This window comes from Vibrio sp. CK2-1, from assembly GCF_021726515.1.
Lineage (GTDB): Bacteria > Pseudomonadota > Gammaproteobacteria > Enterobacterales > Vibrionaceae > Vibrio.
Map to the genome: position 1 here is coordinate 78595 of NZ_JAKKCJ010000008.1, position 21934 is coordinate 100528.

Below are 21934 nucleotides of genomic sequence, written 5' to 3' on the forward strand. Positions count from 1 at the left end.
ATACGATGTTATTGTGATGAATCACTCATTCGTAGTTCTTTTTGTAATGGTGGTACTTCTCGATCACGACGAGCGTAGAACTCTTGTACAAATTCTTCGAAACGATCTTCATCAATTGCAAGGCGGATGCTTGCCATTAAACGTTGATAATAACGAAGATTATGAATGGTGTTTAAACGCGCACCTAAAATCTCGTTACAACGATCAAGATGATGTAAGTAGGATTTCGAATAATTCTTACAAGTGTAACAATCACAGTGTGGATCAAGCGGTGATGTATCCGTTTTATGTGACGCATTACGAATCTTAACTACGCCACCTGTTACAAACAGATGCCCGTTACGCGCATTTCGAGTTGGCATCACACAGTCGAACATATCAATACCACGACGTACACCTTCAACTAAATCTTCCGGTTTGCCAACTCCCATTAAGTAACGAGGTTTGTCTTCCGGTAGTTGTGGGCAAGTGTGCTCTAACATGTGGTGCATATCTTCTTTCGGTTCACCAACCGCAAGACCACCCACCGCGTAACCATCAAAGCCAATTTCCGTTAAGCCTTTCACTGAAACGTCACGTAAATCACCGTACACGCCACCTTGAACAATTCCGAATAGAGAATTTGGGTTTTCAAGCTTATCGAAATGGTCACGACTACGTTGCGCCCAACGTAATGACATTTCCATCGACTTACGCGCTTCTTCATGGGTCGCAGGATATGGCGTACATTCATCGAAAATCATTACGATGTCAGAGCCAAGATCTTTTTGAATTTCCATCGACTTTTCTGCGTCCATGAAAATGCGATCGCCATTCACAGGATTACGGAAGTGCACACCTTCTTCGGTGATTTTGCGCATTTTACCTAAGCTAAATACTTGGAAGCCGCCTGAGTCGGTCAAGATAGGGCCTTGCCAGTTCATAAAGTCATGCAAGTCACCATGTAATTTCATGACCTCTTGACCAGGACGAAGCCATAGGTGGAAAGTATTACCCAGCAAAATTTCTGCGCCAGTATCTTTCACTTCTTCTGGCGTCATACCTTTAACGGTGCCATAAGTACCCACCGGCATAAATGCAGGGGTTTCAACCGATCCGCGCTTAAAGGTTAAGCGTCCACGACGAGCAACGCCGTCTTTTTTAATTAGTTCGTATTTCACGAAGCCTCCAAAATGTCGGATAAACAGTCCAACGAAAAATCGAGGCTCGTCTATCGAGCCTCGTATATCGAGTAACGAGATTCGAGCTTACGAGTCTCGCTTTGTAACAAACATCGCATCGCCATAACTGAAGAAGCGATATTCTTTATTTACAGCATGTTGATAAGCGTTCATCACATGCTCATAGCCAGCAAAAGCGCTCACTAACATAATTAGGGTCGACTCAGGCAAATGGAAATTAGTGATCAGTACATCGACTAATTGATATTCATAACCTGGGTAGATGAAAATTTCTGTATCACCAAAAAATGGTACAAGCTCGGTGCCTTTTTGCTTGGCATCTTGCGCGGCACTTTCTAACGAACGAACGGATGTGGTACCCACGGCAACAATTCGCCCACCACGAGCTTTGGTTGCGTTAATGGCATCAACCACATCTTGTGGCACTTCCACATATTCAGAATGCATGTGGTGATCGTTAATATCATCGACACGAACTGGCTGAAAAGTCCCCGCGCCAACATGCAAAGTCACATACGCAAACTCGGCACCTTTGGCTTTAATTTTCTCTAAAAGTTCATTATCAAAATGCAATCCAGCAGTTGGCGCAGCAACCGCACCTGGCTTTTGATTATAGACGGTCTGATAACGCTCTTTATCGGTATCTTCATCTGGGCGATCAATATAAGGCGGAAGTGGCATGTGGCCGATTTCATTCAGAATATCGAACACGCCTTTTTCATGCTCAAAATGAATCTCAAATAACGCATCATGACGTGCAACCATAGTGGCTTGATATTCGTCATTTTCACCTAAAAATAGTGCATTGCCTGGCTTAGGCGATTTTGACGCACGCACATGAGCAAGAATCGAATGTTCATCCAATACACGCTCGACTAATACTTCAATTTTACCGCCTGACTCTTTACGTCCAAACACACGAGCAGGAATAACGCGAGTATTATTGAATACCACTAAGTCACCCGGCTGAACGAGATCCAACACATCGGTAAACTTCCCATCCGTTAGATCACCACTATTGCCATCTAACTGTAATAGTCGACTTGCAGTGCGCTGTGGTTGAGGGTAACGAGCGATCAGCTCATCGGGTAGTTCGAAGTCAAAATCAGATACTTGCATGAAGGGTCACTTTTTTAAGGCTAAACAATTATTCAATTTGGATATTAGCGGTGTAAAAATCTGGCGCTAGTATAAGGACTGATGGGCTTTGAATCAAAGTAAACCTTCTACTACATTAGCTAATGTTTCAAAGGTCGCCGTACGATTCGAGCTTGGTCGCCAAATCAAACCAATTTGACGGTGAGCACTTTTCCCCGGCGGCTCAATCACAACAATGTTTTGGTTATCCACTAAACCGTGGTCAATCGCCATTTGAGGAATAAAAGTCGTGCCTAACCCATTAGCGACCATTTGCACTAAGGTATGCAAACTGGTGGCGGAGAATGGATTAATTTTTTCTTTCTTAGTTAATTTACATGCCGACACCGCGTGCTCGGTTAAGCAGTGCTCATTTTCAAGCAAGAACACCGATTCATCCGGCAGGTCATCATAACGCAGGGGAATACGGAGCGAACCAACTTGCTCTCGGCTGATGATCATACGAAATGGATCTTGGCCAACAATTCGACATTCCATTCCGTCAATTTCTACCGGCATCGCCAAGATCAACACATCCAAATCACCATTACGCAAAGCTTTTAATAAATTGGTCGTGGTATCTTCACGCAACAATAAAGTCAGTTGCGGAAAGCGTTGATTCACTTCTTGTACCAAATCACCCAGTAAAAACGGCGCAATGGTAGGAATACAGCCAACTCTTAATTGGCCTTGCATAGTATTGCCCTGACACAACGAGCCTAATTCAAGGAGATCTTGGCTTTTGGCTAAAAGTTCCCGTCCTTGCTTCACCACTTGCTTACCTGCCAAAGTAAAAACCAGCGGGCTCTTTTTGTCTTTTTTTTCGTAAAGTGGGCAACCAATTAAGGACTCTAAATTTTGAATACCTTTACTCAAGGTCGATTGGCTAACAAAACAGCGCTCTGCTGCCTCGCTAAAGTGACGCGTTTCATAAAGCGTCACGAGATAATGTAGCTGTTTTAAACTTGGCCATTTAGTCATATTAAATTTCGATGAAGTAGTGGTGAAATCATGCTGTGATCACAAATTAGAGATAATCGCTTTTTTCGATGAAGTTAATCGGTTTATTTCGCTTTTTTTCATACTACAACTTGTACTATAGTTTGTCGCGTTGAAACAAAACTCAGACACAGAAGTTTGAGTGTTGATTTTTATATCAAAGAAAAATTTAGGAGCAATAAAATGGTACTAGTAGGTCGTCAAGCCCCAGATTTCACAGCAGCAGCAGTTCTAGGTAACGGTGAAATTGTTGATTCATTCAACTTTACAGAATTCACTAAAGGCAAGAAAGCCGTTGTTTTCTTCTACCCTCTAGACTTCACATTCGTTTGCCCATCAGAGCTAATCGCTTTCGACAAGCGTTTCGAAGATTTCCAAGCTAAAGGCGTTGAAGTAATCGGTGTTTCTATCGATTCACAATTCTCACACAACGCATGGCGTAACACTGCTATCGCTGACGGCGGTATCGGTCAAGTTAAATACCCTCTAGTTGCTGACGTTAAACACGAAATCGTTAAAGCATACGATGTTGAGCACCCAGAAGCAGGCGTTGCTTTCCGTGGTTCTTTCCTAATCGACGAAGACGGTCTTGTACGTCACCAAGTGGTTAACGATCTTCCACTAGGTCGTAACATTGATGAAATGCTACGTATGGTTGACGCACTAAACTTCCACCAAAAACACGGTGAAGTTTGCCCAGCACAGTGGGAAGAAGGTAAAGCAGGTATGGACGCATCTCCAAAAGGTGTTGCTTCATTCCTATCTGAGCACTCAGATGACCTAGGCAAAAAATAATTTAGCCTAAACGGTTTATTGAGCCCCGCCATTGTGCGGGGCTTTTTTTGTTTTACAATACACCATCACTTTTTAGCTTAGAGCCTATCATGACCATTGAATTAGAAGTCTGTATTGATAATTTAGAATCCCTACACCTTGCGATTGAAGGTGGTGCGACTCGTATTGAACTATGCTCATCGCTTGCGTTAGGTGGCTTAACCCCTAGCTATGGTTTTATGAAAAAAGCCGCTCAATACTCAAGTGTTCCGGTTTACGCCATGATTCGCCCTCGCCAAGGTGACTTTCTGTATAGCGAGCAAGATGTTGAATCGATGCTAGAAGATGTGCTTTGCGCCAAACAAGCGGGCTTGCAAGGCATTGTGATTGGTGCTCTTACCGCAGAAGGTGATGTGGATAAAGCAACATGTCAGCGTCTTATCGAAGCCGCTTCAGGTATGCGCGTGACTTTTCATCGAGCAATTGATCAATGTCGAGATCCTAAACAAGCACTAGAAGATATCGCTGAACTAGGCTGTGAACGCATATTAACGTCAGGGTTAGCGAGTACCGCAGAACAAGGCATTAACGTTATCGCGGAAATGGTTAAACAAGCTCAAGGGCGATTTTCGATTATGGCTGGCGCAGGTGTTAACATTGATAATGCAGCGCAAATAATCAAGCAAACTGGTATTCACGAGATTCACCTTTCAGGAAAAACTACTCGCCCTAGTTACATGAAACTGCACGCTGATAGCGCAAAAATGGGTTCAGATTCAGTCGATGATTTTGCAATTCCGGTAACCAGTAAACAAACCATTCAATCGGTGAAGCAAGCCATCCAGTGCTTTTGAAAAGTAGGCGTTTAAAAAACTGGCATTTAATAGCAATCGAATAAAAATGGCGACCTCAATTAGTCGCCATTTTTACAATGAAAAGCTAGTCATTTATCTTAAATTAAAGATTCTAAATAATCCTTATCATGACGAACATCTTTACCTTGTACGAAGTAAATGATGTATTCACAGATATTCTGGCAGCGATCACCGACTCTTTCTATCGATTGAGCGCAGGCAACTATCTGCATCACTTTGGGTACTGAACTAGGATCTTGCATCATAAAATTGATCATCTGCTGCTGAACTTTTTTATGCTCCGAATCCAGCTCATCATCCATCCGATATACCGCTGCTGCAGCTTGTACATCCATGCGAGCAAAAGCATCTAACACTTGATGTAACATGTTGACGGCCATGCGCCCAAACGCTTCAACTGAAACAATCAAGGTTTCTTGTTTCGGGGCAAATGCTTCTTGTGCGACATAACTCAGCTTAGTCGCGACATCACCAATTCGTTCCAGATCTGAAATGGTTTTAATGATCGCCATCACCAAACGTAGATCTTTTGCGGTTGGCTGCCTTTTAGCAATAATGCGCGTGCAAGCTTCATCAATCGCCACTTCCATTTGGTTCACTTTGTCATCATTACGCTTAACCTTAGTGGCTAATTGAGAATCGTGTTTATACAGCGCGTGTAATGCCAGAGAAAGCTGCTCTTCAACCAAGCCGCCCATCGCCAATACGTGAGTACGAATAGACTCAAGCTCGACATTAAACTGCCCTGAAATATGACGACCAAGTTGCATGCTATTTTAAATCCTTATTTACCATTACTTATTTACTGACAATAGATTAACCGTATCGTCCCGTAATGTAATCTTCGGTTTTCTTCATTTTTGGCGAAGTGAAAATTGAATCGGTATCACTATATTCCACCAGCTGCCCCATGTGCACAAAAGCCGTGTGATCACTTACTCGTGCGGCTTGTTGCATATTATGCGTAACAATCACCACTGTGTATTTGGTTTTTAATTCCGAGATCAACTCTTCAATCGTCAACGTAGAAATCGGATCCAAAGCGGATGTCGGCTCATCGAGTAATAAGACTTCAGGCTCAATGGCGATAGCGCGAGCAATCACTAAACGTTGCTGCTGGCCTCCAGACAATCCAAAAGCATTTTCATGTAGGCGATCTTTCACTTCAGTCCACAAGGCTGCCGCGCGTAATGAACGCTCAACCGCATCATCTAAAGAGCGAGAATCTTTGATCCCTTGCAAACGTAACCCATATACCACATTTTCATAAATTGATTTAGGGAAAGGGTTAGGACGTTGGAATACCATACCCACTCGTCGACGCAAGCTCGCGACATCAACATTAGGGTGATAAATATTATTACCGTTTAAAAGAACCTCGCCTTCTACTCGGCAACCATCTACTAAATCATTCATGCGGTTGATACAGCGCAACAAAGTCGATTTACCACAGCCAGAAGGTCCGATAAAAGCGGTCACTTGGCCTTTAGGAATACGCATACTAATATCTTTCAAGGCTTGAGCTTTATGGTAAAACAAGTTCAAACCATCGATAGAAATCGCCGTTTGTTTTTCGGTTAGGTTATGAACATCTAAAGGTTCAGGATGCCCAAGCGCCGAATGAATCGAAAGCATATTAATCGTTTCCTAATATCTTAAACTTTTCGCGTAAATTATTGCGGATCATGATCGCAGTAATATTGAGACCAACGACGACCGTGATCAATAAAAATGACGTCGCAAATACCAATGGCCTTGCCGCTTCAATATTCGGCGTTTGGAAACCCACATCATAAACGTGAAAACCAAGATGCATAAATTTTCTTTCTAAGTGTAGGTATGGGAAATTACCATCAACCGGCAAATTAGAAGCCAATTTCACTACCCCCACCAGCATCAAAGGGGCTACTTCACCTGCCGCCCTTGCAACCGCAAGAATTAAACCCGTCATGATCGCAGGACTCACCATAGGCAACACGGTTCTCCATAACGTTTCGAACTTAGTTGCTCCTAGAGCATAAGAACCGTGTCGAACCGAGTTTGGCACCCGAGCCAACCCTTCTTCTGTAGCAACAATCACCACTGGTAGAGTTAATATTGCTAACGTCATCGCAGACCATAGCAAACCGGGAGTACCAAACGTCGGCGTAGGTAAGGTATCAGAGTAGAACAACTCATCAATTGAACTACCTATGGTGTAGACAAAGAAACCTAGACCAAACACGCCATAGACTATCGATGGCACGCCGGCGAGATTAACCACTGAGATTCGAATCAGTCGTGTAAGCATGGTATTTCTGGCGTACTCATGCAGATAAATTGCAGCAATCACACCAAGCGGCATAACGACCACTGACATGATAATAACTAATAACACGGTACCGAAAATAGCCGGAAAGACGCCACCCTCTGAATTCGACTCTCTTGGGTTATCGAGTAAAAACTTTCCAACTTGTTTAGCCCAATGATGAGCCTTTTCTCCCCAACTCATTGCATTGGGATACCAAACATCCAATATTGAATCTAAAGGTAAGGAAACAATCTCACCTTTCATATCTTTCACTAGCACTCGTGCTGATGATAGTTGTTCTTGCAATGCTAAAATCTTACTTTCAGCCAGAGTAAACTTAGACTCTAACGCATCTTGACGTTGATATAAGGTTTTGAGGTAGGCGGCTGTCGCTTGGCCTTCCTGCTGCTTTAATCGCTTCTCAATACGTAACTTATTAAGTTGTTGAGTAACGACTTGCAGTTCATTTTGTAAAATATCATCAATCTGATCCCGAACCGCATCCGCACTTTGTATCGCAATCGCAATGCGCTTAGGTAGTGAGTTTTTATAAACTTGGCCTTCGCTTTCAAATGATACCGGTTGACCAAAAAAGTCCCCTGAACGCGTACGCTCAAAAACAGCAAGATCTTGAGGCGTATCTTGATGATGTAAATCTATTGATAATACCGAAATAAAATCTCGCGGATAAATATCACGGTTAGCCACTTTGATAGATAATCGCTGCGCTTGCCCAGATTGCAATACAGACTCTGGCCACTGTCTATCTTGATTTGATAGCTGATCAAGAGAAACATAATTTTGCTGATAGTTCTGACCTATCAAGCGCTGCCCATTCTCATCCTGCCATTGATATAAAGGCGCTGGCCAAAAGTACACTAGCCCTTTCCAACCAATTAATAGCAGTAAGCCTAATACTGAAATAAGGCTAATACTCACAGCGCCAGCCGTCAGCCATATCCAAGGATTACCAGATTTAATCCAAGTAAATTGATAACGGCTTAACATTGCAGACCTCGTACTCCCAATATCACTCCAAATATCAAGCCACCTTTTGTCATTGAACTATAAAGCACTGTACTTATCCCTTAAACGTTGGCGGATTAGCTCTGCTATCGAGTTGACGACAAAGGTAAAAATAAACAATAAGAAAGCCGACAAAAACAATAATCGGAAATGAGAGCTGCCGACTTCCGATTCCGGCATTTCAATCGCAATATTGGCCGACAAGGTTCGCATGCCTTCAAAAATATTCCAATCCATCACAGGAGTATTACCGGTTGCCATCAGTACAATCATGGTTTCACCAACCGCGCGCCCTAGTCCCATCATCACCGCTGAGAATATCCCGGGAGATGCAGTGACTAAAACTACGGTAATTAAACATTGCCACGGGGTCGCACCAAGCGCACTAGCACCATCGGATAAGTGTTTTGGTACTGAGAATATGGCATCTTCCGCAATGGTAAAAATGGTTGGGATCACCGCAAAGCCCATTGCAAAGCCCACAATTAATGCATTTCTTTGATCGAAGTCGATGCCCATATTGGCCATAAATAATCGAACATCACCGCCAAACAACCAATGTTCGAAATAATGGCCATAGCTGAATACCAACCAAGCAAAACCGATCACCACAGGTACTAGAAATAACGCTATCCAACCTTGATATTCACCTAGCCCAGTAGATTTTCGAACCGCTTGCCACAACAGCGCTGCGAGCAGAATCACCACAGGTAACAACACGATAAACAAGACGGTATTGAGTAAATTTAACTCAACGATTGGAGCTAACCATAATCCCGCCAGAAAACCAATAATCACCGTCGGCAGAGCTTCCATTAACTCAATCGTCGGTTTTACGTAACGGCGCATTCTTGGCGTCATAAAGTAAGCCGTATAAACCGCGCCACAAATAGAAATTGGCACAGCAAAGATCATGGCAAATAACGCTGATTTTAAAGTGCCAAAAGCGATAGGAACTAAGCTAAATTTCGCTTCAAAATCATTACTGGCAGCCGTAGATTGCCAAATAAACTCAGGTTCAGGGTACCCCTCATACCATACTTTTTTCCATAAAGAGGTAAAGGAAATATCAGGGTGAGGATTATCAATCTTAAATAGCGATAGTTTGTCTTGAAAGGCGGTAATTAAAAACTGCTCATTGGATGAGGTCGCCGCAGCTAGAGGCAATGTTTGAGCAATTTTTTTCGAGAAAACTTTATCATCTGAAGTAGTGTAGAAATTATTAACTCGGCCAGCATCATCAAATAAGAAGAAACCTTTACGATAAAAGTCCGGCAACACAAAAGCGGTTTCAGCCTTATTGCCTGAATCAAAATCACGAATTTGAGTAAACTGGCGCTTACCCTCTTTTAGCACATCAAACCATTGCGAAACCTTACCATCCGATTGAGTAACTAAAACGGAATAAGCTCCGGAAAGTAAATCGAGCTTAACGCCTTGTACCGATGGCGACTTTTCTTTTTGAGAATCCTGATTAATAGGTGTACTCACTAAAGCGACACTTTCTCGTAATAGGAAACCTGCATCATTACGCTTTAAAACGCTGATCGAATCAGGATATAGCACATATAAGGTTTGCCCATCTGGCGTGAGTACAAAATCTCTCACCTTGGGAGATAACTTGGGTAGGTTAAGTGGAGAACTTTGCCAATGTGATTCCGTATCGCCAAATTGTGAAGTATTTTGATAACCAGTAGCGCGCCACTCACCATTTTGGTTAATACCAATAAAGGTCGCCTGATCCGCCTGTATAGAAAAATCAAACTGACGAATTGCGACCCCATCACTATCAAGGGAGACCGGGTTATCGGCAAAAGCACTAAAGCTTGGAGAAGACTGACGACCACCAGCGGTAAACACAGTCGAAAACTTAGGTCGAACCGCATGGATTCCTCCTTGGTTATCAGCATAAGCATACCAACGAGAACTGGTTTCCGCCGCCTTAAAGGCCACTGGCTGTTCAACAATTTGGCTCACCAATAACGGCTCGACCTTTTGACTAGTGTTAACCGAGGAATTTAAAGATTGGTTGAGCGAAGAGAAAATCAACTTTCCATCGTCAGTAAAGCGGAAAGCCGTACTACCGTCATCATCAATACCAACGGCAAAGGTTTTATTTATAGTTTGATTAGCCGTAAGTAAGTATTCACTTTTTAGCTTTATACCTGCAGGAGAAAATATAGGCGCAATGACTACAATCAAATAGAAAATCAGTAATACTAAAGCGATAAGAACACTAATACCTCCCAGTTTAATCACCGAGCTTGCAAAGCGATCTGTCAGCCATCGCCTTTTATCTCGTTTTTGAAAGAAAGTATCGACTTGAGCCATGTTCCACAGTACCTTTTTTGATTGATGACATAATATGTCGATTGTGTGACAGTTTTATTACTATACTTTGATTTGTAGTTGATTTTACTACTATTGCTTCTTTATATAAGCCTCATTGAAATAAAAGTGTCACAAAAAACCACTAACGTACTCTATTAGATATGGTAAAGGATTCCATTCTCTCTCCCCTTCTCTACTAATACATGCTGGATGGTAAAATGAGCTCCGAGAAACTCTACATAGAAAAAGAACTAAGTTGGCTATCGTTTAATGAACGCGTCTTACAAGAAGCGGCCGATAAAACAGTTCCTCTGATTGAACGTGTACGTTTTTTAGGGATCTTTTCTAGTAATTTAGATGAGTTTTATAAAGTTCGCTTTGCTGATGTAAAACGTCGCATTTTAATCAGCCAAGAAAGTGGTAGCAACGACAGCCCTAAACATCTTTTAACCAAGATGCAGTCGAAAGTATTAAAGCTTAATCAACGATTTGATGAATTGTATAACGAATTAATACTCGAAATGGCTCGACGCCGCATATTCTTAGTTAACGAATCACAGCTGCAAGAATCTCAACAAAAATGGATCAAAAAGTATTTCCAACGTGAAGTGCTTCCTCACATCACCCCCTTTTTGATGAATAAAGATACCGACGTACTGAGCTTTTTAAAGGATGAGCATTCTTACCTTACTGCGGAAATCATTCATCAAGACCAAAAGAATTATGCCTTAATTGATATTCCCACCGATCATCTTCCGCGCTTCATTATGGTACCGGAACAAAAAGGTAAGAGACGTAAAACGATTATACTGCTTGATAATATTATTCGCTTTTGTCTGGATGATATTTTCAAAGGCTTCTTTGAATACGATGAGCTTAATTGCTACACCATGACCATGACGCGTGACGCTGAATATGATTTACGCCATGAGGTTGAACACAGTTTATTAGAGCAGATGTCGGAAGGGGTCAACCAGCGCCTGACTGCTATGCCTGTGCGACTCGTCTATCAACGAGATATGCCGGAAGATCTACTTAAATATTTATGTGAAAAGCTAAACATGAGTAGTTATGACAGCTTAATTCCTGGTGGCCGTTATCATAACTTTAAAGATTTCACTGGCTTTCCAAACGTGGGAAGGGACTACTTAGAAAACAAACCTTTAGCGCCACTTAAATGTGCTGATTTTGATGGTTATCCAAATAACTTTGAAGCCATCAGCGCGCAAGATATTTTATTGTATTATCCGTATCACAGCTTTGACCATATTACCGAGTTAGTTCGACAGGCTTCTTTTGATCCCAAAGTAATCAGTATCAAAATCAATATTTATCGTGTTGCAAAAAACTCGAAGCTGATGAATTCCTTGATGGATGCGGTACACAACAAAAAGAAAGTCACCGTGGTGGTTGAGCTGCAAGCTCGTTTTGACGAAGAAGCCAATATTGAATGGGCTAAATTACTAACGGATGCCGGTGTACATGTTATTTTCGGCGCACCAGGATTAAAAATACACTCAAAACTATTACTGATTACTCGTAGAGAAGATGATGAATTAAAGCGTTACGCTCATATTGGTACCGGTAACTTTCACGAAAAAACCGCTCGAATTTATACCGACTTCGCTTTGTTAACTGCAGATCCACAATTAACCAGCGAAGTGAAAAGTGTCTTTGGTTATATTGAAAACCCTTATCGCCCTGTCAAATTTACTCAATTGATGGTGTCACCACGCAATGCTCGCCAACAAATTTATAAATTAATAGACAATGAAATCGCCATTGCTAAAGAAGGTCGCCCCGCTGGTATTACTTTAAAAGTAAACAACCTAGTCGATAAGGGCCTCGTTAATAAGTTATACGGCGCAAGCAATGCTGGGGTTAAAATCCGCATGATCGTTCGCGGCATGTGCTCATTAGTACCTGGCATTCCTGGGGTGAGTGAAAACATTTCAATTATTAGTATTGTCGATCGATTTTTAGAACACCCTAGGGTCGTTGTGACTGAAAATGATGGCGATCCAAAAGTTTATATTTCTTCAGCCGACTGGATGACACGTAACTTAGATTATCGAATCGAAGTCGCAACCCCTATCCATTCTCAACGATTAAAACAACGGATCATCGATATTCTCAACATTCATTTTATTGATACCGTCAAAGCCAGACGTATCGATAAAGAGATGAGTAACAGCTATGTACCACGCGGCAATCGAAAAAAAGTCCGCTCACAAATTGCTATTTATGATTATTTAAAGCAAATTGAGAGGAAGGCTCGTTTAAAAACAGAATAAATAGGTATTTATGAATCTAGCAACCGAACCAAGTATTAGGCACATTGCCGCTATCGATTTAGGCTCAAACAGTTTTCACATGGTGGTGGCCAAAGTCACTGGCCATGATTTGCAAATTGTCAGTCGCCATAAACAACGTGTTCGGTTAGCTGATGGTTTAGATTCACATATGAACTTAGACAATACCGCAATGCAACGTGGCTTGGACTGTCTCGCCATGTTTGCTGAACGTATACAAGACTTCGATGCCGATAACGTCAGGATCGCGGCAACACATACGCTTCGCCAAGCCAATAATGCTCATATATTTCTCTCTCGTGCTCGTCATGTATTACCCTTTCCAATTGAAGTGATTGCAGGTGTTGAAGAAGCACGCTTAATTTATTTAGGCGTTGCCCATACTCAACCTGAGTGGGAGAAAAAGTTTGTTATTGATATCGGTGGTGGCAGTACTGAAATGATCATTGGTGCTGGCTTTGAACCTCAACTACTTAATAGTAAGCAGTTAGGTTGCGTCAGTTATACCAATAAATTTTTCCACAATGGGAAGTTATCAAAGAAGAACTTCTCTAAAGCTATCTTAGCGGCTCAGCAAAAGTTAGAAGCCTTATGTAAACCATACAAGAAGTTAGGTTGGGATGCTGCAATAGGCTCTTCGGGTACGATAAAAGCAATCAGAGAAGTCCTCATTGGTATGGGGCATGAAGATGGCATTATCACCTTAGAACGACTCAACCAACTGGTTGAAGAATTGTGCAAACTAGATCAAATTGATGATATTAAGCTCGAAGGTTTAACCGATGAACGGAAACCTGTATTTGCAGCTGGTGTCGCGATTTTATTAGCTATATTTGAATCGTTTTGCATCAAACAACTGCATTTTTCCGATGGTGCATTACGTGAAGGTTTAATGTATGAAATGGAAGAGCGATTCCAGCGTTCAGATATTCGCATGCGTACCGCAGAAAACCTTGCCGATAAACATCAAGTTGATGTGAGTCATGCTAAAAATGTACGTAATCAAGCTGAGCGCTTTTTAAAACAAGTAGGTTCAGAACTCGATATAAAACCTAAAAGCGGACTTTGCAGCTTATTATCCTGGGGAGCCTTACTACATGAAGTTGGGCTTAGTATTAGCTATAAAGGCTTTCACCGCCATTCTGCTTACATCCTTCAACACACCAACATGCCGGGATTTAACCAAGAACAACAACAAGTTCTTGCTGCATTAGTTCGTTTTCAACGTAAAGCCCTTAAACTGCAAGAAATGCCCGAATTAACCATTTATAAGAAAAAACAAATACTACCTTTAATTGCCATATTACGTTTAGCGATCGTCGTTAATGGGCAGCGAAAAGAAGAAAATGAGCTGCCTAAGTTGACTATTTCAGTGGAAACAATAAACGGTGGAAAGAATGAAGAAGGTGCTGATCAACTATGGAAACTAGCTTGTGAAGATGAAGATTGGCTAGATAACAATCGCTTATTACATGCCGACTTACAAACAGAGCAGCAATATTGGAGCAATGCGGGTTGGAACCTCAGCTTTTAAAGCGATATACCCTTTATTGCCATGACAACTTTTTTGAACGTTAAAACAGCCTTTTTCAAGGCTGTTTTTATTTATAAAGATTAAACTAAGCTGTTTAGAAAACGTTTATCATTTTTCGAATGACTTCTCTAATAAATTAACGCAAGCCGACTTTCTGCAGTTGAGCATTGGCCAGTTCACGTGATAGAGGAACATAACCATCCTTCTCCACCCCTCTTTGTCCTTGTTTAGAGTATATAAACTTTAAAAATTCAGCCTGTGGTCGAGGCAGTGGCTTTAATGGATTCTTATTTACATAAACATATAAATAACGAGCGAGTGGATAACGACCATCTAAAATATTATCTCGAGTTGGATAAATATAATCTTGCCCTTCAAGAGCAATGGGGATCAATTTCGCTTTTGATACTTGATAACCCACACCAGAATAGCCAATGCTATTAATTGAAGAGGCAACAGATTGCACAACAGAAGCTGAGCCAGGTTGTTCATTCACTTGCCTTTTAAAGTCACCTTTGCACAATGCATGTTGCTTAAAGTAACCATAAGTACCTGATACCGAATTACGACCAAAAAGTTGGAAACCTAACTTAGCCCACTCGGTATTTATGCCTAGTTGTTGCCACTTATTTAATGGTGCGGTTGCTCCACATTTTAACGTTGATGAAAAAATGGCATCCACTTGTGAAAAGTTTAAACCTTCAATTGGGTTATCTTTATGTACAAAAATACCAATTGCATCAATGGCAATTTTTAATTGAACTGGTGGGTACCCATATTGACGCTCAAAAGCCTCCAATTCTTTGGCTTTCATAGGGCGACTCATTGGGCCAAGTTGTGATGTTCCTTCTGTCAAAGCTGTTGGTGCCGTTGATGAGCCAGAAGATTGAAGCTGCATATTAATATTAGGGTAAATACGTTGAAAATCTTCCGCCCACACAGAGGTCAATGTCGCAAGAGTGTCCGAACCTACAGAAGATATAGTTCCCGACATTCCTGATACTTTATGGTAGCTGTCAAGCTCATCACTAGCGATTTCCTTTGCCAGACAAGGCATTGAAAATACGACCATCAAACAAGCGAGTACTGCGTAACGCATATTCTTCCTTTGCATGTTATGAAATTGAACGAGCGACAAGCTTCTTAGGTAATACGAACGAAAAGCAACTACCTCTATCGACTTCACTGGTGATCTCTAAATAAGACTCATGGTGGCTTAATGCGTGCTTAGCAATTGCCAAACCAAGCCCACTACCACCAGTTTCACGGGACCGAGCTTTATCCACTCGATAGAAACGTTCTGTTAATCGGTTAATATGTTGAGGCTCAATGCCATCACCAGAGTCTTCAACCGATAGGCATGCACCTTCAGACGTTTCATACCATTTAACATGTACATCTGCCCCCGCCGGAGTGTACTTAACGGCGTTATACACTAGGTTTGAAATGGCACTGCGTAGCTGCTCTTCATCACCATATACCGTCATGTTCTTATCGATATCAAACACAATTTTATGTTGATTATCACCACTTAACGCGATGGCTTCTTTTTCTAAAATTTCTAACATCGCCGGCACATTCACAATTTCATCAAGCTCATGAATCGGTGATGCTTCAATCTTCGAGAGTGTCAGCAATTGTTCAACCAAGGCATTCATACGCGACAATTGCTCAGTCATCACACCATGCGCCTTCGACCACATTGGTCCCGCCAAGATTTCAGGATCTTCAGTCATCTCAAGATAACCTTGCAATACCGTCATCGGCGTTCTTAATTCATGGGAAACATTAGCAAAGAAGTTTCTACGCATCCCTTCCAGTTGTTTTAATTGCGTCACATCACGCACAACCATCAGGTGCTCACCATCGGTATAAGGTACAATACGCAATTCTAAAATACGCTCAGGCGTAAGCGGAGATAGCATTTCAAGCGGTTCAGTAAAATCTTGCTTAGAAAGGTATTTAATAAAATCAGGCGTGCGAATTAAATTGGCGATCGGTTGCCCTGAATCATCTGGCCAACGAAAGCCAAGTAGCGATTGAGCGAGTTTATTGCACCAGACAATATTGCCTTCACTACGAAATACCACCACGGCATCGGGTAAGGATTCCGCACCATTTCTAAAACGACGAATTAAATTGGCGAGTTCTTTTCTACGACGACGCTGCTTTTGCTGCAAACGATAAATACCGTTAAATACCGGTTCCCAATGGCCAGTACCTGAAGGTGGGCTCAAGCGTTTTTCATCCCACAGCCATTCAGATAAGCGTATTTGGTTATGCAATTGCCATAAGAGTTGTAATACGGTAGCGGCAAATAAGAGCCAGCCCATATAACCAAAAAACCAGCCAATTATTAGCCACGGAAGGTAAAAAAAAGCCAGCGACCAAGCTAGCTTTTTTCTGGTTAACCTTTCAACCATTCAGTTCGATACTCCGTCATTCGGATAAAATATAAATTAAGCTCGTGTTGAGAAACGGTAACCTGCACCACGTACGGTTTGAACAAGTTTATCGTGACCTTCTTGCTCCAATGCTTTTCTCAAGCGACGAATATGTACATCAACCGTGCGATCTTCAACATAAACATTGGTGCCCCAAACGTTATTCAATAACTGTTCACGGCTATAGACTCGCTCTTGATGCGTCATAAAGAAATGTAGCATTTTAAACTCAGTCGGCCCCATGTCGAGTGGAGAATCATTCGCTGTCACACGGTGAGAGACAGGATCGAGTTTTAATCCTTGAACATCAATGACATCTTCTACTGCTGTAGGTGTAACACGACGAATAACCGCTTTTAAGCGAGCGACGAGTTCTTTAGGAGAAAAAGGTTTGGTAATGTAATCATCCGCACCGACTTCTAAACCGCGAACTTTATCTTCTTCTTCACCACGTGCAGTAAGCATCACGACAGGAATATTTCGGGTTAACTCTTCACGCTTAAGGTGTTTAATAAAATTGATACCGGAACCGCCTGGTAACATCCAATCTAATAAGATCAAATCCGGATAGGGTTCGCACAATTTATTAATGGCGGTATCGTAATCTTCAGCTTCAACCGGTTGGTACCCTTTTTGTTCTAAAACAAAGCACAACATTTCCCTGATAGGAGCTTCATCTTCAACAACCAAAATTCTTCTCGACATACCCAAAAATCCTTTCGCGTCTACTTTACTAATTTAAATTAGCCAAAATTAATCTGCTACTTATTATGTGTCTTAAGTATGACAGTTTTGTGACTTCTGCAAAGTAATTTTCATATAACTGTCAACCAATCATGGTTATTTTGTCACAGCAACCATTGCTTTAAGTCAGAACTGCGTTGAATACTCTCCTTCACTTTGACTAAGTGAATAAATCTTCTATGATAGGCGTCCAATTTCCAGACTGAGTATGAGAGTTATGTGGTTTAAGAATTGTTTAGTGTACCGTTTCAATCGTGAAATTAACTTTGATGTTGATAAACTCGAATCTCAACTCGCTGAATTTAAGTTCACGCCTTGTGGTAGCCAAGATAAGCAAAAATTTGGCTGGACGAGTGTACTGAATAAGCACTCAGATGTATTAACTCACATCGCTGGTGATCACATTCTGATCAAAGCAAAAAAAGAAGAGAAGCTGCTTCCTGCTTCAGTAATTAAAGACTCACTACAAGACAAAATTGATCTGCTTGAACAACAAGAAGGTCGACCTCTTAAGAAAAAAGAAAAAGATGATCTTAAAGATGAAATCTTAATCGACTTATTACCACGTGCGTTTAGTCGTCATAACTTTACATCAATTTTAATCATGCCAAAGCTTGGCTTTATTGTGGTGGATTCAAGCAGCAGTAAAAAAGCGGAAGATGCACTCGCTCTACTACGCAAAACCTTAGGTAGTCTTCCTGTTGTACCAGCTATTCCAGAAGTTGCGATTGAAACCAGTTTAACCGAATGGGTAAAAACCGGCGATCTACCACAAGGTCTGCAACTATTAGATGAAGCTGAGTTCCATTCTTTACAGGAAGAAGGCGGGATCATTCGTTGTAAGAAACAAGAGCTGAGCGCGGAAGAAATTCAAAACCATATCGCTGCCGATAAAGTGGTAACAAAACTGGCGCTTGATTGGCAAGAACGTATTGAATTTGTACTGGCTGCCGATGTCAGCATTAAACGTTTAAAATTCAGCGATGAATTAAAAGACACCAATGAAGACATTCCTCGTGAAGACCAAGCTCAACGTTTTGATGCAGATTTTGCTCTAATGTGCGGTGAATTCGACGCATTTTTCCCGCAACTATTTGATGCACTAGGTGGATTACCGAAAAACAATTAATCGTTAAATCCTAACCATTATCCAGAGCTTTGTTACACAGCAAGGCTCTGCTGTTTATTTATTCCCTACTTCCCTTGTGCTTTTCTCGCTTTTCTTCTTAACTTGGCGTAAAATTCGCTCCCCTAATTTATACCGCTTGGTGGTATGAATCTGACCTGAAATCAGACCTAGAGAAATACATTATGTTTAAACCAGAACTACTGTCTCCTGCTGGCAGCCTAAAAAATATGCGCTATGCATTCGCTTATGGTGCCGATGCGGTTTACGCCGGACAACCTCGTTACAGCCTGCGTGTACGTAACAATGAATTCAATCATGAAAACCTACAAATCGGTATCGATGAAGCCCACGCTTTAGGTAAAAAATTGTATGTGGTATGTAATATCCAGCCACACAATTCAAAACTTAAAACTTTCATTCGTGATTTGAAGCCCGTCGTTGATATGGGACCGGATGCGTTGATCATGTCAGATCCTGGTTTAATCATGATGGTACGTGAAGCTTTCCCTGAAATGCCAATCCACTTATCGGTTCAAGCTAATGCGGTTAACTGGGCAACAGTGAAGTTCTGGTCGACTCAAGGTGTTGAGCGCGTAATTTTATCACGTGAGCTTTCTCTAGAAGAAATTGAAGAAATTCGTGAACATTGCCCTGAAACTGAATTAGAAATTTTCGTTCATGGCGCGTTATGCATGGCTTATTCTGGCCGTTGTTTATTATCTGGCTACATGAACAAGCGAGATCCTAACCAAGGAACGTGTACGAATGCTTGTCGCTGGGAATATAAAGTAGAAAAAGGCACCGAAAATGATGCCGGCCAGATCGTTGAACAATTCGATCCAAGCCAAGCGCAAGATATTGAAGTTCAAGAGCAACGTCCTGAAAATACTTTAGGTCTTGGTAAACCAACTGATGAAGTGGTATTGCTGTCAGAATCTCACCGCCCTGAAGAAAAAATGGCGGCATTTGAAGATGAGCATGGTACCTACATCATGAACTCGAAAGATCTACGTGCGATCCAACATGTTGAGCGCCTAACTAAGATGGGTGTTCATTCGTTGAAAATTGAAGGCCGTACTAAGTCTTTCTATTACTGCGCGCGTACTGCACAAGTTTATCGCAAAGCGATTGATGATGCGGTAGCAGGTAAACCTTTCGATGAAAGCCTAATGGGTACATTAGAGAGCCTTGCTCACCGTGGTTATACCGAAGGGTTTTTACGTCGTCATACTCACGATACTTACCAAAACTATGATTACGGCTATTCAGTATCGGATTCTCAGCAGTTTGTTGGTGAATTTACCGGTAAACGCCGTGGCCATTTAGCTGAAGTTGAAGTGAAAAATAAATTCTTACTAGGTGATAGCTTGGAGCTAATGACACCAAACGGAAATATCAACTTCACTTTAGAAGAAATGGAAAACCGTAAGTCAGAAAAAGTGGATGACGCAAAAGGTAACGGACACTTTGTATTTATCCCTGTGCCGGAAGAGCTCGATTTAAGCTACGGTTTATTAATGCGTAACCTGTCTAATGGACAAAATACGCGTAATCCAGTTTCAGCCGCGACAGCAGAAGCAAAGTAATATGGCCTTATTAATTACAGATAAGTGCATCAATTGCGATATGTGCGACCCTGAATGCCCGAATGGCGCAATCAGTATGGGTGATAGCATTTATGAAATTGATCATAACCTATGCACTGAATGTAAAGGACATTACGATAAGCCTACCTGCCAATCGGTATGCCCAATTAACAATTGCATCATTACCGATCCTGAGCATATAGAAACGGAAGATCAGCTACTTGAAAAGTTTGTGGTTATCCAAAACTTGGCTTAATCATCAATTGTTAGCTAATTAAAATTCTATAAACGTTGAATAAACAAAATGGCCTGCTGCACTTATCATGCAACAGGCGATTTTTTATGCTCATTTAAAGATGAATTACTTCGTCGCCAACCCTTTAGAATTTAAGTAGTCACGGATAAATGGACGTGACTCTTGGCTTAGTCGACTACTAATATGATCCGACCACGATCCTGACTTTTGATTACTACCGCGCGTCTGATAATAATGGCTAGTCTCAGCATCGTATTTCTTGATTGCTTGCTCTGAAAGCGGTTGATATCCATCTTGATGCACCATGACCCTCTGTGGCAAACGAGGCTTAATTTGTGGATCTTGATCTGGATGACCTAAACACATCCCAAACATCACTGCACAATATTTCGGAAGACCTAACAATTCATCGACTTCTTTAGGTGCATTACGTAAGCCACCAATATAAACACCACCTAAGCCTAGTGACTCTGCAGCAAGTAGTGTATTTTGCGCCATAATACCGGCATCAATCGCGCCAATTAATGTCAGTTCAGTGAACTCTGGTTTCACTTCGGGTGATAATTGAAAGTGGCGTTGATAATCGATACAAAACACTAAAAACTCAGCGGCCGTTTCAACATATTTTTGCCCGCCAGCAAACTCAGCCAATGCAGCACGTTTAGTCGGGTCGGTAACACGAATGATCGAGGTAGTTTGGAGAAAGCTAGATGATGATGCTGAGATTCCCGCAGACAAGATAGACTCTAATTGCTCAGAAGCGATCGGTTGCTCGGTAAACTTACGAATTGAGCGGTGGTTTAGCATAGTTTCAATAGTCGAATTCATATCTTTCTCCTCTAATATTTGCCGCAACTCTACCACATTATCTCGCTTTGCTTTAATTGAGAATACGCAAAGAGAATATGAATAAAAATCATATCTATAATTGAATTTAAAGCCAAAAGTACGACATGACTAGTCTTCTACTACGAGAATCCGCTGCTTTGCATCAGATCCACTAAACGTAAAAAAGGCCTCAGCATTTCTGCTAAGGCCTTCAATATGGCAGGGGTGGAGAGATTCGAACTCCCAACACGCGGATTTGGAATCCGCTGCTCTGCCAATTGGAGCTACACCCCTAAAACTTTGTTTATATTACTTTATATTGGCTAATAAAGTAAATTGTCTTTTTCTAATATTTAAGAAAAAGTGGCGGAGTGGACGGGACTCGAACCCGCGACCCCCGGCGTGACAGGCCGGTATTCTAACCAACTGAACTACCACTCCGCAGTGTCTATTCAGTATTTCAATTCAAAGCCTGGCGATGTCCTACT

Annotated in this window: 18 protein-coding genes and 2 tRNA genes; 7 read left to right on the forward strand and 13 right to left on the reverse strand. The window is 41.6% G+C overall.

The window, feature by feature from the left end:
* Window positions 1–8: 8 nt before the first annotated feature.
* The 3 genes from tgt to L3V25_RS15685 form a co-directional block, all read right to left on the reverse strand.
* Window positions 9–1160, reverse strand: coding sequence for a tRNA guanosine(34) transglycosylase Tgt (tgt, locus tag L3V25_RS15675; protein WP_237296390.1), 1152 nt, complete (start codon window positions 1158–1160; stop codon window positions 9–11).
* A gap of 87 nt (window positions 1161–1247) precedes the next feature.
* Window positions 1248–2300: a tRNA preQ1(34) S-adenosylmethionine ribosyltransferase-isomerase QueA gene (gene queA / locus L3V25_RS15680; RefSeq protein ID WP_237296391.1), complete on the reverse strand. Its 1053-nt coding sequence runs from the start codon at window positions 2298–2300 to the stop codon at window positions 1248–1250.
* A 93-nt stretch (window positions 2301–2393) separates the two neighbouring features.
* Window positions 2394–3299, reverse strand: a complete 906-nt coding sequence (locus L3V25_RS15685) for a hydrogen peroxide-inducible genes activator (RefSeq protein WP_237296392.1) — start codon at window positions 3297–3299, stop codon at window positions 2394–2396.
* A gap of 201 nt (window positions 3300–3500) precedes the next feature.
* Here L3V25_RS15685 and L3V25_RS15690 point away from each other — a divergent pair, with 201 nt between their 5' ends.
* Both L3V25_RS15690 and L3V25_RS15695 read left to right on the forward strand, forming a co-directional pair.
* Entirely contained in the window at window positions 3501–4112 is a 612-nt protein-coding gene (locus tag L3V25_RS15690; protein ID WP_237296393.1) for a peroxiredoxin C, read from the forward strand.
* A gap of 89 nt (window positions 4113–4201) precedes the next feature.
* Window positions 4202–4945, forward strand: a complete 744-nt coding sequence (locus L3V25_RS15695; RefSeq protein ID WP_237296394.1) for a copper homeostasis protein CutC — start codon at window positions 4202–4204, stop codon at window positions 4943–4945.
* A 98-nt stretch (window positions 4946–5043) separates the two neighbouring features.
* On the opposite strand, the gene phoU is transcribed toward L3V25_RS15695, so the two are convergent.
* From phoU to L3V25_RS15715, 4 genes are read right to left on the reverse strand one after another with little or no spacing between them, the layout of a single operon-like run.
* Window positions 5044–5736: a phosphate signaling complex protein PhoU gene (gene phoU / locus L3V25_RS15700; RefSeq protein WP_237296395.1), complete on the reverse strand. Its 693-nt coding sequence runs from the start codon at window positions 5734–5736 to the stop codon at window positions 5044–5046.
* 46 nt (window positions 5737–5782) lie between these two features.
* Window positions 5783–6601 carry a phosphate ABC transporter ATP-binding protein PstB gene (pstB, locus tag L3V25_RS15705; RefSeq protein WP_237296396.1) on the reverse strand — a complete coding sequence of 273 codons (819 nt, stop codon included), beginning with the start codon at window positions 6599–6601 and terminating at the stop codon, window positions 5783–5785.
* 1 nt (window position 6602) lies between these two features.
* Window positions 6603–8264 carry a phosphate ABC transporter permease PstA gene (gene pstA / locus L3V25_RS15710; RefSeq protein ID WP_237296397.1) on the reverse strand — a complete coding sequence of 554 codons (1662 nt, stop codon included), beginning with the start codon at window positions 8262–8264 and terminating at the stop codon, window positions 6603–6605.
* Window positions 8265–8321: 57 nt separating this feature from the next.
* Complete coding sequence (locus L3V25_RS15715; protein WP_237296398.1) at window positions 8322–10613, reverse strand: ABC transporter permease subunit; 2292 nt, start codon at window positions 10611–10613, stop codon at window positions 8322–8324.
* Between the two features lie 218 nt (window positions 10614–10831).
* Between L3V25_RS15715 and ppk1 the strand changes: the two genes are divergently transcribed.
* Both ppk1 and ppx read left to right on the forward strand, forming a co-directional pair.
* A complete protein-coding gene (ppk1, locus tag L3V25_RS15720; protein ID WP_237296399.1) occupies window positions 10832–12907 on the forward strand; it encodes a polyphosphate kinase 1 in 2076 nt (691 codons plus the stop codon).
* Between the two features lie 10 nt (window positions 12908–12917).
* Window positions 12918–14459, forward strand: a complete 1542-nt coding sequence (gene ppx / locus L3V25_RS15725; protein WP_237296400.1) for an exopolyphosphatase — start codon at window positions 12918–12920, stop codon at window positions 14457–14459.
* A 136-nt stretch (window positions 14460–14595) separates the two neighbouring features.
* Here the strand turns inward: ppx and L3V25_RS15730 are convergent, their stop codons facing one another.
* From L3V25_RS15730 to phoB, 3 genes are read right to left on the reverse strand one after another with little or no spacing between them, the layout of a single operon-like run.
* Entirely contained in the window at window positions 14596–15558 is a 963-nt protein-coding gene (locus L3V25_RS15730) for a phosphate ABC transporter substrate-binding protein PstS family protein (RefSeq protein WP_237296401.1), read from the reverse strand.
* A 16-nt stretch (window positions 15559–15574) separates the two neighbouring features.
* Window positions 15575–16882, reverse strand: a complete 1308-nt coding sequence (gene phoR, locus L3V25_RS15735; RefSeq protein ID WP_237296402.1) for a phosphate regulon sensor histidine kinase PhoR — start codon at window positions 16880–16882, stop codon at window positions 15575–15577.
* Between the two features lie 36 nt (window positions 16883–16918).
* The gene (phoB, locus tag L3V25_RS15740) at window positions 16919–17608 is read right to left on the reverse strand and encodes a phosphate regulon transcriptional regulator PhoB (RefSeq protein WP_237296403.1); all 690 of its coding nucleotides are present in this window, start codon (window positions 17606–17608) and stop codon (window positions 16919–16921) included.
* Window positions 17609–17864: 256 nt separating this feature from the next.
* Here phoB and rdgC point away from each other — a divergent pair, with 256 nt between their 5' ends.
* The 3 genes from rdgC (at window position 17865) to L3V25_RS15755 (ending at window position 20618) form a co-directional block, all read left to right on the forward strand.
* On the forward strand, window positions 17865–18776 hold the full coding sequence (rdgC, locus tag L3V25_RS15745) for a recombination-associated protein RdgC (protein ID WP_237296404.1): 912 nt from the start codon (window positions 17865–17867) through the stop codon (window positions 18774–18776).
* Between the two features lie 182 nt (window positions 18777–18958).
* On the forward strand, window positions 18959–20362 hold the full coding sequence (yegQ, locus tag L3V25_RS15750) for a tRNA 5-hydroxyuridine modification protein YegQ (RefSeq protein WP_237296405.1): 1404 nt from the start codon (window positions 18959–18961) through the stop codon (window positions 20360–20362).
* A gap of 1 nt (window position 20363) precedes the next feature.
* Window positions 20364–20618 carry a YfhL family 4Fe-4S dicluster ferredoxin gene (locus L3V25_RS15755; RefSeq protein ID WP_237296406.1) on the forward strand — a complete coding sequence of 85 codons (255 nt, stop codon included), beginning with the start codon at window positions 20364–20366 and terminating at the stop codon, window positions 20616–20618.
* 105 nt (window positions 20619–20723) lie between these two features.
* Here L3V25_RS15755 and nfsA read toward each other — a convergent pair whose 3' ends face one another.
* From nfsA to L3V25_RS15770, 3 genes are all read right to left on the reverse strand, one after another.
* A complete protein-coding gene (nfsA, locus tag L3V25_RS15760) occupies window positions 20724–21446 on the reverse strand; it encodes an oxygen-insensitive NADPH nitroreductase (RefSeq protein ID WP_237296407.1) in 723 nt (240 codons plus the stop codon).
* 217 nt (window positions 21447–21663) lie between these two features.
* A tRNA-Trp gene (locus L3V25_RS15765) sits at window positions 21664–21740 on the reverse strand.
* A 70-nt stretch (window positions 21741–21810) separates the two neighbouring features.
* A tRNA-Asp gene (locus L3V25_RS15770) sits at window positions 21811–21887 on the reverse strand.
* Window positions 21888–21934: the final 47 nt, after the last annotated feature.

Excerpts from the sequence above, each read along its gene's own strand:
- phoR (WP_237296402.1), bottom strand. The coding sequence starts at position 16,882 with ATGGTTGAAAGGTTAACCAGAAAAAAGCTAGCTTGGTCGCTGGCTTTT.
- ppk1 (WP_237296399.1), top strand. The coding sequence starts at position 10,832 with ATGAGCTCCGAGAAACTCTACATAGAAAAAGAACTAAGTTGGCTATCG.
- L3V25_RS15755 (WP_237296406.1), top strand. The coding sequence starts at position 20,364 with ATGGCCTTATTAATTACAGATAAGTGCATCAATTGCGATATGTGCGAC.
- ppx (WP_237296400.1), top strand. The coding sequence starts at position 12,918 with ATGAATCTAGCAACCGAACCAAGTATTAGGCACATTGCCGCTATCGAT.
- nfsA (WP_237296407.1), bottom strand. The coding sequence starts at position 21,446 with ATGAATTCGACTATTGAAACTATGCTAAACCACCGCTCAATTCGTAAG.
- yegQ (WP_237296405.1), top strand. The coding sequence starts at position 18,959 with ATGTTTAAACCAGAACTACTGTCTCCTGCTGGCAGCCTAAAAAATATG.
- L3V25_RS15685 (WP_237296392.1), bottom strand. The coding sequence starts at position 3,299 with ATGACTAAATGGCCAAGTTTAAAACAGCTACATTATCTCGTGACGCTT.
- L3V25_RS15695 (WP_237296394.1), top strand. The coding sequence starts at position 4,202 with ATGACCATTGAATTAGAAGTCTGTATTGATAATTTAGAATCCCTACAC.
- L3V25_RS15730 (WP_237296401.1), bottom strand. The coding sequence starts at position 15,558 with ATGCGTTACGCAGTACTCGCTTGTTTGATGGTCGTATTTTCAATGCCT.
- pstB (WP_237296396.1), bottom strand. The coding sequence starts at position 6,601 with ATGCTTTCGATTCATTCGGCGCTTGGGCATCCTGAACCTTTAGATGTT.
- L3V25_RS15715 (WP_237296398.1), bottom strand. The coding sequence starts at position 10,613 with ATGGCTCAAGTCGATACTTTCTTTCAAAAACGAGATAAAAGGCGATGG.
- queA (WP_237296391.1), bottom strand. The coding sequence starts at position 2,300 with ATGCAAGTATCTGATTTTGACTTCGAACTACCCGATGAGCTGATCGCT.
- L3V25_RS15690 (WP_237296393.1), top strand. The coding sequence starts at position 3,501 with ATGGTACTAGTAGGTCGTCAAGCCCCAGATTTCACAGCAGCAGCAGTT.
- pstA (WP_237296397.1), bottom strand. The coding sequence starts at position 8,264 with ATGTTAAGCCGTTATCAATTTACTTGGATTAAATCTGGTAATCCTTGG.
- rdgC (WP_237296404.1), top strand. The coding sequence starts at position 17,865 with ATGTGGTTTAAGAATTGTTTAGTGTACCGTTTCAATCGTGAAATTAAC.
- phoU (WP_237296395.1), bottom strand. The coding sequence starts at position 5,736 with ATGCAACTTGGTCGTCATATTTCAGGGCAGTTTAATGTCGAGCTTGAG.
- phoB (WP_237296403.1), bottom strand. The coding sequence starts at position 17,608 with ATGTCGAGAAGAATTTTGGTTGTTGAAGATGAAGCTCCTATCAGGGAA.